The organism is Maribacter sp. X9 (assembly GCF_048537565.1).
In the GTDB taxonomy this organism is placed as follows: Bacteria; Bacteroidota; Bacteroidia; order Flavobacteriales; family Flavobacteriaceae; genus Maribacter.
The window spans coordinates 1,155,160-1,169,368 of record NZ_CP183215.1; the positions used below are offsets into that span (position 1 = coordinate 1,155,160).

The 14,209-nt window shown below is 42.3% G+C and carries 11 protein-coding genes; 2 read left to right on the forward strand and 9 right to left on the reverse strand.

Going from position 1 to position 14,209, the window contains the following annotated elements; translation table 11 throughout:
- Positions 1-3: 3 nt before the first annotated feature.
- Both ACNR9Q_RS04910 and ACNR9Q_RS04915 read right to left on the reverse strand, forming a co-directional pair.
- On the reverse strand, positions 4-813 hold the full coding sequence (locus tag ACNR9Q_RS04910) for an NAD-dependent epimerase/dehydratase family protein (RefSeq protein WP_419213497.1): 810 nt from the start codon (positions 811-813) through the stop codon (positions 4-6).
- A complete protein-coding gene (locus ACNR9Q_RS04915; protein ID WP_419213498.1) occupies positions 806-3,091 on the reverse strand; it encodes a M28 family peptidase in 2,286 nt (761 codons plus the stop codon). Before ACNR9Q_RS04915 ends, ACNR9Q_RS04910 begins: the two co-directional genes overlap by 8 nt.
- Before the next feature lie 120 nt (positions 3,092-3,211).
- On the opposite strand from ACNR9Q_RS04915, the gene ACNR9Q_RS04920 reads away from it, so the two are divergent.
- The gene (locus ACNR9Q_RS04920) at positions 3,212-3,676 is read left to right on the forward strand and encodes a CBS domain-containing protein (protein ID WP_419213499.1); all 465 of its coding nucleotides are present in this window, start codon (positions 3,212-3,214) and stop codon (positions 3,674-3,676) included.
- Between the two features lie 103 nt (positions 3,677-3,779).
- Here ACNR9Q_RS04920 and ACNR9Q_RS04925 read toward each other — a convergent pair whose 3' ends face one another.
- The 6 genes from ACNR9Q_RS04925 to ACNR9Q_RS04950 are packed head-to-tail and all read right to left on the reverse strand — an operon-like array spanning position 3,780 to position 9,861.
- A complete protein-coding gene (locus ACNR9Q_RS04925; RefSeq protein ID WP_419213500.1) occupies positions 3,780-4,133 on the reverse strand; it encodes a hypothetical protein in 354 nt (117 codons plus the stop codon).
- Positions 4,133-4,624, reverse strand: a complete 492-nt coding sequence (locus ACNR9Q_RS04930) for a DUF6265 family protein (protein WP_419213501.1) — start codon at positions 4,622-4,624, stop codon at positions 4,133-4,135. Before ACNR9Q_RS04930 ends, ACNR9Q_RS04925 begins: the two co-directional genes overlap by 1 nt.
- A gap of 52 nt (positions 4,625-4,676) precedes the next feature.
- On the reverse strand, positions 4,677-5,060 hold the full coding sequence (locus ACNR9Q_RS04935) for a VOC family protein (protein ID WP_419213502.1): 384 nt from the start codon (positions 5,058-5,060) through the stop codon (positions 4,677-4,679).
- Positions 5,060-5,632: a pentapeptide repeat-containing protein gene (locus tag ACNR9Q_RS04940; RefSeq protein WP_419213503.1), complete on the reverse strand. Its 573-nt coding sequence runs from the start codon at positions 5,630-5,632 to the stop codon at positions 5,060-5,062. The genes ACNR9Q_RS04935 and ACNR9Q_RS04940 overlap by 1 nt, the downstream gene beginning before the upstream one ends.
- 15 nt (positions 5,633-5,647) lie before the next feature.
- A complete protein-coding gene (locus ACNR9Q_RS04945; RefSeq protein WP_419213504.1) occupies positions 5,648-6,694 on the reverse strand; it encodes a hypothetical protein in 1,047 nt (348 codons plus the stop codon).
- A 14-nt stretch (positions 6,695-6,708) separates the two neighbouring features.
- Positions 6,709-9,861, reverse strand: coding sequence for a VPS10 domain-containing protein (locus ACNR9Q_RS04950; protein ID WP_419213505.1), 3,153 nt, complete (start codon positions 9,859-9,861; stop codon positions 6,709-6,711).
- A 204-nt stretch (positions 9,862-10,065) separates the two neighbouring features.
- Here ACNR9Q_RS04950 and ACNR9Q_RS04955 point away from each other — a divergent pair, with 204 nt between their 5' ends.
- Positions 10,066-12,654 (forward strand): cyclic nucleotide-binding domain-containing protein, encoded by a 2,589-nt coding sequence (locus ACNR9Q_RS04955; protein WP_419213506.1) that lies wholly within the window; start codon positions 10,066-10,068, stop codon positions 12,652-12,654.
- A 4-nt stretch (positions 12,655-12,658) separates the two neighbouring features.
- Here ACNR9Q_RS04955 and ACNR9Q_RS04960 read toward each other — a convergent pair whose 3' ends face one another.
- On the reverse strand, positions 12,659-14,206 hold the full coding sequence (locus tag ACNR9Q_RS04960) for a M20/M25/M40 family metallo-hydrolase (protein ID WP_419213507.1): 1,548 nt from the start codon (positions 14,204-14,206) through the stop codon (positions 12,659-12,661).
- Positions 14,207-14,209: the final 3 nt, after the last annotated feature.

Consider the following 14,209-nt stretch of genomic DNA (forward strand, 5'->3'; position numbering starts at 1 on the left):
TATTTAATTTATAGGTGTGAAAAAATTGTAATTGTTAATAAGAAAATCACTACAAGTATCGATTAATTTAGAAGCGTTGTGGTTGTTCGATTCATACGTAGGGGGAGGCAAGTTTCTTTTCAATGCCTCTTTTGAATAATAGCTTTCTTTTGTCGGATGATCGGGATAAACGGCGTTCAGAATTTCCCCCCAATGGTCTTTTGTGATGAGTAGCTTAATAATACCGATACAATCATTTTTATGTATTAAGTTAATCGGGGCATTACCGTCTTTAAGATTTTGTTTTCCAGAAAGCATGGTGATCGGATGCCGATCCTTACCTATTAATCCGCCGAAACGTATGATGTTTGAATTTATCTCTGGGTCTTTTTTAAACATGTTTTCACATTCCAAAAGTTGTTTCCCAGATTCCGTCGTAGGTATAGGCCTTGTATTTTCAGTCACGATTCCTTCCACATCTCCATAAACCGAGGTGCTACTAATAAAAATGACTTTTTCTAGATCGGTTTTTTTGATGGCCTCGTATAGTAATTTGATTTTTGCCACATAACTTTCCTTCGGTCCTTTACCTCTTAATCCAGGGGGGATATTAATTATCAGGAGTGAAATTGATTCTAGGAATTCGGCAATAGGTCCTTCAATTTTGTTTTCCGAAATTGAAATTTGGTAAGGATTTATGCCTTTTTCCCTTAATGAGGATAGCTTTACTTTGCTGGTAGTTGTGCCGCTAACAGTAAAACCTGTCTTTTGTAATTCTTCGGCTAAAGGAAGTCCTAGCCAGCCACAGCCTATAATACCTATGCGGTTACTCAAAACTTATTTTTTTAATGGTTAAAATTGCATCGTTCAAAACAAAGGGCATGGGAATTTGGTCTTCAGGTCTTTGTGGTACGGTAAAGAGATCATTGTTTAGCAAATCGTTCGATGCTTCGTAAATCGTCAGTTCCAACTTTGTATCAGCCGAATATTCCAAATCAAGTTCGGTATACTGAATGTCGCTAATGTAATGGGTGACCAATTTACCCTTTCCTCTATGCTGTAAAAAATAATCTGAAAGGGGAATGCCGTTAATATCGGCCTTTTGTAGCTCAACCTCATTGGTAAAGACCTCTAAACGGTTAATGGGGCGTTGCGGGGTAATGCAAATACGAAGTTTTCGTGTGGCATTGACGACAGTATCCATTTGTATATCGACCATTGGCGCAGGGATATTTTTTATGGGAGCTTCATCTGTATAAGTGAAGCTAGACCCGTATTTACTACTAATGGTATTTTTGGCTAAAGTGCCATCCGCTAAATGGGTATCGGTAATGTATTGAACGGTCCAATCTGACGGTTCATGCTCGTAAGTGGCCCAAATTGCGCTGTCTTCATCAATATTCAATACATATAATAAACTAGTAGGCTTGGGGCTTTCGTTGCTGAATCCAGATTTCATATGCGCTGAGACCATAAACCCTACAAACAGTAAGAAACAGAGAAATGCCAGCGCACCCTTTTTTCGGTATCGACTGAATAAGGGCAATAGTAGGAAAAAGATCAAGGTAGTCAATAGGGTGGTGGCGACCATCATTTTAAGCCCGAGTCCTACAGGAAACATTTTTACGAAAGGGGAGAATATGAACAGGGCAGGTATTCCTAAGAATACCAGTAAAAAGGGATTCGGATTTTTTTGGTTGATATGAATGTACAGGGCGACCAAAACACTATACACCGGTATTATAAAAAATGCAGCACCTTTTAAGTAAACGGAGACTAAACCACAAATGATCAGCCATAGGAATATGGGGGCTATTAAAAGGTTGGCCGTTTTTACGACCCTGAACCGATGATAGGCATAAAAGCAAGTAGCCAGCGAAAATAGTGTGAAGGCGAAAATATAGGCATGACCATTATAGGTGAATCCCTGTAAGATATCTTGGTAGCTGGGATAAACCCATTTTAATAGCACCCAGCTGTAATAACCTACCAAGCCATTGATCAATAAGGAAAATAAAACAGGAAGAAACCCTTTTAAGATATCGGTACCGTTCAATACCTTCTTTCTGAACCCTAAAATCAATAAGATAATGAAGAAGATTATGGCAAGAATAAACATAGGCAAGATCCAGTCAAATGGGTAGGTTACCATTTTAAAGAAGGGTACGTTGAAATATACATTATCCCTTAAACTTTTTAGGGTACTCAAATCGGCATTACTGAAATGGGCCAGTAAAGGCATGAGATAGCTTCCTTGGTGCGCCAAAGTATTCCGGTCCAATCGCTCATAGTTATCATTGGCCGTGTGGTAATCATAATGATCATCGATAAAGGCAAAGTTAAAACCTTCAATATCTGCATCTTCCCTAAAAACGGTTAAATCGGTATCGTTAGGGAGCATTTTATAAATACTATATGCCAATGAATTCGCTACTGGAAATTCTGGATTTGCCGCTATGAATTCGGATATCAAACGACTGTTTCCACGATTGGTTTCCATCAACATATAGCTTGCTCCACCACTTCCGCGTGCTTCAAAATTAAGTACTAGGCCTACATCTGTTAGCCAAGGATGTTTATCAACAAAGAGGTCGGCCCCGTTCAGTCCTAGTTCTTCTGCATCTGATATGAGGATGATTATATCGTTTTTTGGAGTAGGATTTGTTTTTAAAAAGGCCCTCACACCTTCAAGGATCGTTGCAACCCCGCTGCCAGCATCACTAGCCCCTAAGGATGAATGCGGACTACTATCATAATGACTCAACAATACCAAGGCTTTACCGTTTCCGCTTCCTTTGATGCGTGCTAATATGTTTTCGGCCTTGCTTAAATTAGCCCAATCACCTGCGGTATATCCCTCTTGAAATGAGGTTTCTAGACCTAATTTTTCAAGTTCTGAGCTTATATAGGTTTTAACTTTCTTATGCCCTATAAAACCTACGCCATGTGGTTCACGAGAAATTTCCTTAACATGTTCTAAAGCTCTATCGGTTGAAAAGGAGGTTTCCAAGACTTTGCTTTTCGGGGAATACGTGGGCATTTGAGATTCAAAACTCCAATAAATGGCCACGATGATCAACAATAGGCTCAGTACGGTAGGGGTTTTTTTCATGATCGTTTAATTCGTATTGAAAGTCATAAAATATTGAAAAATAATTGATATACAGTAACTTATATTATGAAATGTCATATTATTTGTTATCTTTAGTAATCAACCTTTAAATAAACTGTTATGGGAATCAAAAGCTTTCAAGGTGTTCGCAAGATATTTAAAAAAAAATTTGAGGCCCCAATTTTGGTAGCCGATTACATGACCACTAAGTTAATCACTTTTTCGCCGGATGAGTCTATTTTGGCGGTAATGGAGAAATTCGCTAAACATCACATTTCCGGGGGGCCCGTTTTGGACAATAATGGTTTTTTGGTGGGCATCATTTCCGAAGCCGATTGTATGAAACAGATTTCTGAAAGCCGTTATTTTAATCAGCCTATTTTGGATAAAAGCGTGGAGAAATTCATGACCAAAACTGTAGAGACCATACCTCATGACATCTCTATTTTTGATGCTGCCGGTATTTTTGCCCAGCACAATAGAAGACGACTTCCGGTTATGAAGAGTGGGATTTTAGTCGGACAAATCAGTAGAAAGGATATCGTTATCGCCGCACTTAAATTAAGTGGGCATAATTGGAAATAGATGGGTACTGAGTAGTTAGTATTTAGCATTGAGTACAGAGTAGTGAGATTAAAAAGAGCTTCCAAACGGAAGCTTTTTTTATTTTCAGCCAACAGCCAAAAAATCATTCTCGCTTTACGATCATATAATAGTCGTTGTCCAAGGGTAGGTAACCCAAATCATAGAGGAAATAATAGGTCGTTCCTTTTTTGGTCGTGTAAAGATTGGTGATGTAGTCAAAGTCAAAACCTTTGTGCAACAAACTGGTCTTGGTGGTTTTTGTTTTTCCGTCGGTCAGGTTAAAGCTATCCAACACACGATAATTTTTTCGAAGTCGGTTGTTGATGTTGCGTATCAGATTTTTAGCCTCGGGATTGACTTTGTTGTTGTAGGCATTACGACAATAGTCGTTACAGAACTTTTTGTCGATACGTCCCATAACTTCCTTACCGCACTCCAAGCACTTTTTCTTTTCCATTACTGTCTGTGGTAATTGAATTGAACTTCATTTTCACTACCATTAGATTCCTCTATCACCACATACATGTTTATCTCTTGATCGGAAATTCGCTCTATGCTAAAATCGTCAAAGTACAATTTGTTGTCCTCTACCTTTACCAAGGCGAAATTGATGGTTTCTTCTTTTTCCTCCCAGCCCATTAAATTGGGGTCGAAGTGTTTTAGTTGTAAGATCAGCGTTCCATCGGTTTCTATAATATGACCGAATTCGTAAAAACTAACTTTTCCTTCAGCCACCAGTCGAAAAGAGAACATCATACTGTTGCCCATGGGCGGACTCCATATTTCTTCCGCGATACCGCCAAAAGCTTCCCCTTTCCAATGACCACTTAGCCATTCAATGTTTTTTAAGGTGGCTCGCGGACTGGTCGTTCCTTCTTCAAAGGACATCGTGTTTTGGGCGTGTAGAAAACTGGCAGAACAAAGGATAAATAAGAGTACGATTCTCATGGTCAGGTATTTGAAACAAGATACAAATTATCCGGTTGCGAACGACCGCAGTTTATTTTTCATAAAACTCGATGGGCAAATCATCGGGATCGGCGATAAACGTGAACCGCTTTTGGGTAAATTCATCGACCCGAATAGGTTCTGCCGGAATATGAAGGCAACTACAATGAGCGATCGTCTTTTCCAAATCCTCTACCTCAAAGGCCAAATGCCGAAGTCCGGTCGCTTCGGGTCTGGAAGGACGTTTCGGGGGATTGGGAAAGCTGAACAATTCCAGGATGTACTGTCCGTTCAAGGCCAGATCCAATTTGAAGGACTTGCGTTCCTCTCGGTAGACTTCCCGTACGACTTCCAAGCCCAATATCTCTGTATAAAAGCTTTTGGACACTTCATAATTGGAACAAATGATGGCAATATGGTGTACCTTATGAAGCATTAGGGTAGAATTTTCAATTTGTATTTCTGTAAGAGTCCCGCAAGCCCTCCCTTTGAAAAAATGGCACCGTTCATTTTATTGTTCTCGGGATCCATACTGAAATGGGTCGCCGTTCTAAAATCCGCTTTTTCCAGGTTGGTCGAAAAGAAAATCGCCCGACTTAAATCGCAAGAATCAAATTGGGCCCTACTCAGATCGGCAGCTGAAAAATCGACTTCCTGTAACTTGCAATCTACAAAGCGAACACCACTTAATTTTAAATGGGAAAAATTGGAAAAGTTCAGGTTGCAATCGAAAAAACTAAAATTCATCAAGAAGCTATTGCATGTAGAAAAGCCCATGCCCATTAACTTGCAGTGCGAAAACTTCACCTCATTAAAGGTCGTGTTTACAATGTTGCTGTTGGTTAAATTACAATCGATGAACTCACATTCCATAAAGCTTTGATTGTCCAAATAGCCATTTGAAAAATCACAAGCTTCGAAAACACAGTGTTCGTATTCTTCTCTTGGAAGTCGGGTCTTGGTAAAATCCGTTGCTTTATAAATTTTTGATTCGATTGGTTTATTCATCATTAATATATAGGGCTATAATTCTAATGGTATAAAATAATTTTCTGTTTCTTTTATGTGCTCTATCTCAATCTTATTGGATAATTGAAATTGATTTTTCAAAAAATCACCAGTTCTAAACGGGTCTTGATAATAGATTTTCTTAAATTTTTCACTTGACTTCAATGCCTCGAAAATTTCAGAATCCATTTCCCTATTGAAAAATGGAAAGGAATAGCCAATCACTACTAATATATCAGATTCGGAGATTATACTTTTTGCAATTTCTAGCCTTTTTCTAAGATAATTGGAGGCTTCATTTTTCTCCCATGCAAAAGTTAATAAATCATATTTTTCATCTAAATTATTGGTATAACCTTCAATTAGTTGATTTGTGTTTTCAAGGGTTCGGTTTGTAAAATAATTTAGAATATGTTTATTTTTCTGTTCAAAATAAAAACCTGCAATACCATTTAGGTGAACCATCGCTGCATGCTCATAGTTATTCTCATTATTATTGACAATCATTTCGTTGCCTATTGAAGGATAATATTCAATCAGCGGTGGTTTATGAACGGTAGCACCCGATATATTGTAGATTTCTTCCTTAATAAAATTTTCAGCTGCTATTTGTACCTGAAAATCGTAATTCCAATTTAAAATTTTAATGTTGGAAGGAAAAATTGAACCTGTCTGCATGACGGTGATTAAAAATACTAGGGCTCTTATATCTTTTTTATTTTTAATGAATTGTTCGTAAGTAAAATAAAAAGATAAGGCTCTTTTAAGCCTTGGAATACTTGTTCTATCTTTTAAATAAAGAAATTTTGCAAATGTATCAGGTGTTCCATATTTAATGGAATTTTCACTAAGCCATTCTAGGTCACTGATTATTTCTTTTATGAAATAGTCATATTTTGAATCAATGCCTTTTTCATGTTTTAAATCATTAGATAGATATTTAATCATATGGGCAATACCATCATTATTGCCTGTTCCTTTTACTGTAGGTAATTGTTTTGCACTTGCTCCCGCGCCAAGAAGATATGTTACCTTGTATTCAGAAGTATTGAAATCATTCATAATTTAAGATTTACTTAATCTTTTATGGAGAAAATAATCGCCGGAATATCCAAGCTTCTGTACAAGGTGTTATAGGCGGCCATTTCGGTATTGATGATGGCGTCATGTTCCACTTTGAAGGTTCTCCATTCGGCCAACACATCTTGTAGCCTAGCTTTGGCTCCTTCGGTAACCTGTGGTTCGGCCACATCGATATATCCCCTTAGGTTCAACAATTGCGCATTCAGTTGGTTCTCAAAATTGATGACATCCTGAAAGGTCTTTTGCTTGGGTTGGATCAGGTGCTCCTCCCAAGAGGTAATGCGTTTGACCAAGGAATCCCCTTGCTTTAAAAGGCCTTCAGCTTTTTCGTTGTTCGTTAAAAGTTCGGCATATTGGTTCAATTGTGATTTCGCGGAGCGCATGGCGTTCACGGCCGTGTGAATTTCCACAACGGTAGCTTCTATGGTTTTTAGGAGTTCTTGCTGTTCTGCATAATCGGCGGGAGTGCCCTTGAGTTCGGGCCGCGGTAAAATGGTGACCGTGGTTTCTGAAACGGTATCGCCCAAGGTTAATTTTAGGGTGTAGGTACCCGGACCAACGGTCGAGCCATCGTGACCTCCAAGTACAAAGACCTTATCCACGGCGGGGAGGCTTTCCCGTTTAAAATCCCAAGTAAAACGATTATAGCCTTTTTTGGAAGGGAGCACATTGGGTTTGGAAGGTCCGCCCGGCCATGATTTAAAATCCTTCGGTTTCTGGTTGGTAAACGTACGGATGACGTTGCCATTCTCCAACACTTCTAACGTAACGGTCGTGCTATCCTGCTTTTCGGCTAAATAATAATCGATCGTAACCCCGCTTTTGGGATTACTGCCCAAGCCCGGAACCGGTTTGTCACTTGAACCTCCCAAGAATAAATAGGTATCCTTTGGCTTGAATAGGTTCGCCTCCTGTTTGGGGGTGCTTATGTTTTGAAAGGTGGCAATATCATCCAAAATCCAAAACGCCCTACCCGCAGTGGCCGCGATTAAATCATTATCCTGAATGGTAAGGTCGTTGATAGGGGTCAAGGGTAAGTTTAACTGTAAGGGCTGCCAGTGCATACCATCATCCAAGGATATGAACAATCCGGTTTCCGTACCGGCATAGAGAAGACCTTTTACCTTTTTGTCTTCACGAACTACCCGCGTAAAAGTGTTGTCGCCCGTAATTCCGTTGGTGATTTTGGTCCAGGTAGTCCCATAGTTCGATGTTTTAAAAATGTAATTGGAAAAATCCATCGATTTATAGCGCATCAGCACGAGATAGGCCTTTGCCGGGTCATGTGGTGATACCTCTATGCTATTGATAATGCCTTCTTTGATACCTTCGGGGGTAACGTTGGTCCAATTGGAACCACCGTCTTTGGTGATATGCACCAAGCCATCGTCACTACCGGTCCAAATGACACCTTCCTCATGGGGAGACTCCGTCATATAGGTTAGCGTATTGTAAATTTCACCACCGGCAGCCTCATTGGTAAAAAGGGTCCCTCCAAGTCCGTGTTTATCCTTTTCATCGCGTGTCAAATCCGGACTAATAACGGTCCAGCTCTGTCCCTCGTCGGTCGATTTGAAAACGACATTGCCCCCGTGATAGATGGTTTTACGATTGTGGGGTGAGGTAATGATGGGGGCGTTCCAGTTGTACCGATATTTGGCATCTTCGGGAGAAATACTCAGACCAAGTTCCGGGTATTCCTTGATGGGTTTGGATTCCTTGGTACGCGCATCCCATTTATCGATATTCCCTTGATAGGTGCCACCGTAGATCAATTGCGGATTGTCTGGGTCAAAGGCCAAAAAAGCACTCTCTCCACCGGCGACGGCATACCAATCCTTCCAGTCGATTCCCGCATCGTTGGTCCTTGAGGCTATGGCGACCGTCGAGTTGTCCTGTTGGCCTCCATAGACATGATAGGGCACCAGGTTATCGGTAATTACCCTATAAAATTGGGCGGTATTCTGGTTTTCCTGGGTGCTCCAACTTTTTCCCCCGTTGTTGGAAATATTGGCGCCTCCATCGTTCGAATTGATCATGCGTTGATTGTTCAAGGGGTCTATCCATAAGTGGTGGTTATCCCCATGGGGCGTAGACAGGGGGGTGAACGACTTACCACCGTCTATCGATTTCGTTACGGGGGCATTCAAGACGTACACGATATTCTCGTTTTGGGTATCGGCAAAGATTTCCATATAGTACCAAGAACGGGTAATGTTGATGCGGTCTTTATTGACCTGGGTCCATTTTTTACCTGCATCGTCCGATCGGTAGACGCCTCCTTTTTCACCTTCGGCCTCGATGACGGCAAATACCAGTTCTGGATTGGCCCGAGAAACCGATATTCCTATTTTCCCCATTTTCTTAGGCAAACCTTCGGTCAATTGGTTCCAGGTAGAACCTCCATCGGTAGATTTATAAATACCGGAATTTTTTCCTCCAGATTCCATCGTCCAAGGAAAACGTCTATGCTGCCACATGGCCGCGTATAAAATGGTCGGGTTGTTCATGTCCATGGACAAGGAAGAAGCCCCCGTAATGTTATCCACGAAAAGTACGTTCTCCCATGTTTCCCCACCATCCGTAGAACGGTAGATGCCCCGTTGGGCACTAGGGCCGTATTGTGCACCTTGGGCCGATACGAATATAATATTGGGATCGGTGGGGTCAATAATCACGTCCGATATATGCCGTGTTTCTTCCAATCCCATATGCTTCCAGGTTTTTCCGGCATCGGTAGATTTATACACACCATCCCCCATGGAGGTCATCACCCCTCTGGCCGCGTGTTCGCCCATACCGGTAATAACGATATTGGGATTGCTTTCAGAAACGGTCACCGCCCCCACGGTCGCGGTTTTAAGAAATCCGCCCGAAACGTTGTTCCAAGTAATTCCGTCATCCACCGTTTTCCAGATTCCTCCGCCAACGGTTCCCATATAATAGGTCATGGGCTGACCCACAACTCCGGTGGAGGCGACACTTCTGCCTCCCCTGAACGGACCGATATTTCGCCATTGTAAGCCTTGGAAAAGGGAATCTTCCAAGGTGATGGTGGGTTCAGTGGTTTTGTTTTTTCGGCGTTGCGCCTGCAAGGCAAGTGGCGTGATGAAAAGGAGAAGAACTAGAATACGGATGGTTTTCATGGTGTGGTCGGTTTTGGAAATTGAGAAAGGGAAGATAATAAAAGCGAATGTAAATAAAGAGCGAAGAAAATGGTATTTGATGATTCTAGAAATTACCGTATAAAATTTACGGTATTTCCAAAATCAAAACCTTGAAATAGCAATTCGGTTTAAATATTACGGCGACTTCTTTTTTTGAAAAAAACGGATTAAGTTAGTTGCTACATGAAGCATAAAAAGTCCTTTTTAGAAGAAGAAATCACGATCAAAAACCTTCAGGAATATTTCCCTTCCGGCGTTCGAAAGTCATATGAAAAGGGACACGTCATTTGCTACATTCACAAAAAAGTACGCACCTTTAAATGGTTGTTGGAAGGAAGTGTCAATTATTACATTTCCCTAGAAAACCCTGAAAATGATGTGCTGGTCTGTCAGAATTCAGAACCGTACACCACGATTGGCCTTAATGGCTTCAACACCCCTAAACGGTATACCTACAAGGCCATAGTGGGGTCGCATCAAGCCAGTTTCTTTGAAATACCGTTCGAGGACTTGGAAAGTTATTTGCGCAAGGGCCATCAAAACATCCTATTAAAGCATATTGGAGCCAAATTGTACCATTTGTTGGAGTCGGCTCTTTTGAAACAGACCGAGCTATTGAATCCGGTCCGGTTTCAACCTTTTGTGGAGGACCGTCAATTCTTTATATCGCCTACGGCCGAAAAGGAGGAAATCGTTTCGCTGATGAGACGTTCCCCGTTTCTCGATTTTTTTGAGGAAAAATACCTGATGGCCCTAGCGGCGTTTGCCGAACGTAGGGAATATGAACCCGATGAGGTGCTGTACGTACAGGAGGGGTCCAGTAACGGTCTGTTCATCTTGATCCATGGCGAGGTCACCATCAAACGGATCGAGAATACCATAGAAATTAGACAGCGTTCGATAAAAAATTCCGGTTTTATTTTTGGCTGGTCCTGTTTGCTTAAAGAAAAGGATATCTGTTCTGCCATTACCAGTACAAAGACATCGGCCTATTTTATTCCTGAAAATGAGTTGATGCGGTTTTTCAAGGAAGATGACGCTTTTGAGGGGCAGTTTTACCAACGGTTATTATGGTTGATGGGCAATCAGCTCAATGCCGCTTTTGTTCGCTATGTGGGCTTATTGGGCAAACATAACCTACAGGCCGTTTACCAATTGATCCGCAATAACAAATCGCGGTTATTGCTATCATCGCCTTTACACCCCGTACCACATTTGTTAAAAAGTAACCATACCAAACAGTTCGCCTATGATATCCTGCTGAAATTAGTTGAGGATGGCACTGCTTTGGAGCGGCATATCGCATCCTTAAGTCTGGAATTGCTGGCAGAGGACCAAAAAGAGTTCAGGTTCATGAACGGGCTACAGGAAATCTATGAGCGTGTGGCCGAAAAAAACAACAAAGACCCTGAAGTTAACCGAAAGGCCTGTGCGGATATTACCGCTAAGGTGTTCCAGAATGTGCCACACGTTATCGAAGGCTGGGATAATTTACCCGAAGGCACCGGGAATATCTTCATCTACAACCATTTGGTCAACGATACCTATTACACCTTGAACAATAATTTCCAGATTACCTTGGATTCCCATTTTTTAAGCGCGATGGTGCTCTATAAAAAATATTGGGAGCCCGGTATTCGTACGGTACGGATTGGAAAGGGACAGGAATACGGACATCAGAATTATTACGATAACCTTGGCTACATCAATGTGTACACCAAGGAGTCTGGAGAAACCTCTGTGGCGCATAAAGAGCAGGCCCGGAGTATTTTTTATAGTGAGGCCTCCAAATATTTAGGCGATGGGTATAATCTGATCATTAGTCCCGAAGGCACTTCGTATAGAACGGAGGAATCTCCCGGGCCTTTCAAGATGGGGGCGTTCAAGTTGGCCATCCACTCGGATCCAGAACCTTATATCGTACCTGTGGTCATGGTGAATTTTGACCAACGCATGGGTAAATCCCTGTACTACTGCTCTATTAAGGAACCTTTTTTGCTCAGCGAGAAGGTGGCCTCCAAACGGAATGAGGATATTTTTGCCTTTGTTCAGCAGTATCAGGAACAGTATCAAGAATACGTACAAGAGGCCATAGCAAGGGCGGAGGAATTATTTTTAGCCCCATCCGATACTGAACAGATGGAAGAGCCCCCAGCCATGTGGTGCAATGAAATCAAACGGTTAAAAAGAAGGATCGCTAAACTGGAAACCCAAGAAAACCTCATCGCTTTTTATGGAAGTTCGTCAGTGCGCCTATGGGTGCACATGAAGCGCGATTTGAGTCCGTTCCATGTGGTGAACCTTGGTTTTGGCGGATCTACCTTCGCCTGGTGCATCCACTATTTCGAGGAAATATTCCAAGAAGCGAATCCAGAAAAAATAGTGTTATATGCTGGCGAAAACGATTTGAATGCGGGAAGGACACCACAGGAAGTCTTGGCGGATTGCCATGTGTTGGTCGATAAGATCAAGGCCAAATATCCTACGGTGGAACTGGCCTTGATCAGTTTAAAGCCCAGTGTGGAGCGCGAAGCTTTAATTCCGTTGATCATGGAAACGAACCTGCTACTCTCCAAATATGTGATTTCTGAACTGAACGCGCAGTACATCAATGTTTTTGCCCAAATGATTACGACGGATAATAGACCTATCCCGGAATTGTACCTATCGGATGGGCTTCATTTGAACAAACAAGGCTATGCGCTTTGGAGCAGGGCCATAAAAAAGGCTTTACAAGCGGCCGATACCCTCGAGCTTGAAAATCAGGAATAACCGATTATTCCTGACCTCCTTTACGTTCCGGACTTCTTGGCTCTGGCCATTCCATCATCTCACCGGTGCGGGAATTTTTACCCAACACTGCTTTTTCCCGTGATGTTTTCTCTGGATCCTCGCAGGCCATATAGGTCAGGATAGCGGTAAGTATGGCATTGTTACGCACATCGTCAAAAACGATTTTATCATAGGTGTCCAAATTGGTATGCCAAGTATAGTTCCAATAATCCCAACTTAAGGAGCTTAAGGAAAATGCCGGGGCACCTGCGGCCACAAAGGAGGCATAATCGGAGCCACCACGGCCGGGAGAACCGGGGAACGTGGTTTCAATTTCGTTTTTATACGTTTCAGGAACGGCCTCTAACCAACTGCCTAAATACTCATAGGAGTTCAAAAATCCTTGACCCGATAAACGAACCACGCGACCCGTTCCATTATCCTGATTGAATACGGCCTGTACGCCGGCTACAATTTCTGGATGGTCCTCTACAAAGGCACGTGAACCGTTCAATCCTTGCTCCTCACTGCCCCAGTGGCCTATTAAAATGGTGCGCTTCGGATTGGGATATACTTTCTTCAGGATTCGGGCTGCTTCTAACATGGTGATGGTACCCGTACCATTATCCGTGGCTCCGGTACCACCGTCCCAAGAATCGAAATGGGCGGATAGGATAACATATTCATCGGGAAATTGGGTTCCGGGAATGGTGGCAATGGTGTTGAACGTAGGGACTTCTCCCAGGGCTTTCGATTCGGCCACAATCTTAAGTTCTGGATTTGCACCGTGCTGCACCATGCGGTATAACATGCCGTAGTCTTCCAAGGAAATATCCACTACCGGAATTTTCTCGGTTCCGGCACTGAAGATTTTATTGGCGCCAAAACCTTCGGACCATCGGGACTGGGCAATGGCAACTGCCCCTGCCTTTTCAAAAGCGGCATTGATGTTCCTACTTGTATAGCCTGTGTTTTTAATATTCTCGTTCCAAGCGGATTCCAAGGAATCCTTATGTTTTTTCATTTTTTCAAAGGATGCCTCCGTAGCATATTCTTTCCAGTTTTCTTCGGGCCTACCGGTGGGCTGTAGCATACTTGTCATCACTATTTTACCTTTCACATTGGGAAGCCAGCTTACAAAAGAAAGCGAATCCTTGAATTTGGGAAGGGTGATCAACGCTGCGGTCACGCCTTTTTTATCGGTGCTGGGACTCCAGGCCAACTGTGTTGCACGAAGGGAAGCTATCCTGGGAGCTACCATATCCACGTGGGTAACGCCACGTTGCCAGCCTTTCCAGGTGCCCCATTGTTGATTTTCCGCTGCGACACCCCATTTTTTGTAGGTGCTTACCGCCCAATCGTGGGCCGATTTCATCTCGGAAGTCCCAACAAGCCGTGGTCCGTTCAAATCCATTAGTTCATACGCCAACTCCTCCAGCTGTGAATTTTCCGTGCCCTCCTTTTCAATGGCGGCTACCATTTCTTCTGGGGTTTGGGAAAAACCTATGGTTAGGCTTAGAGCGTAAATGGTGATGAGTAGTACTTTTTTCATTTT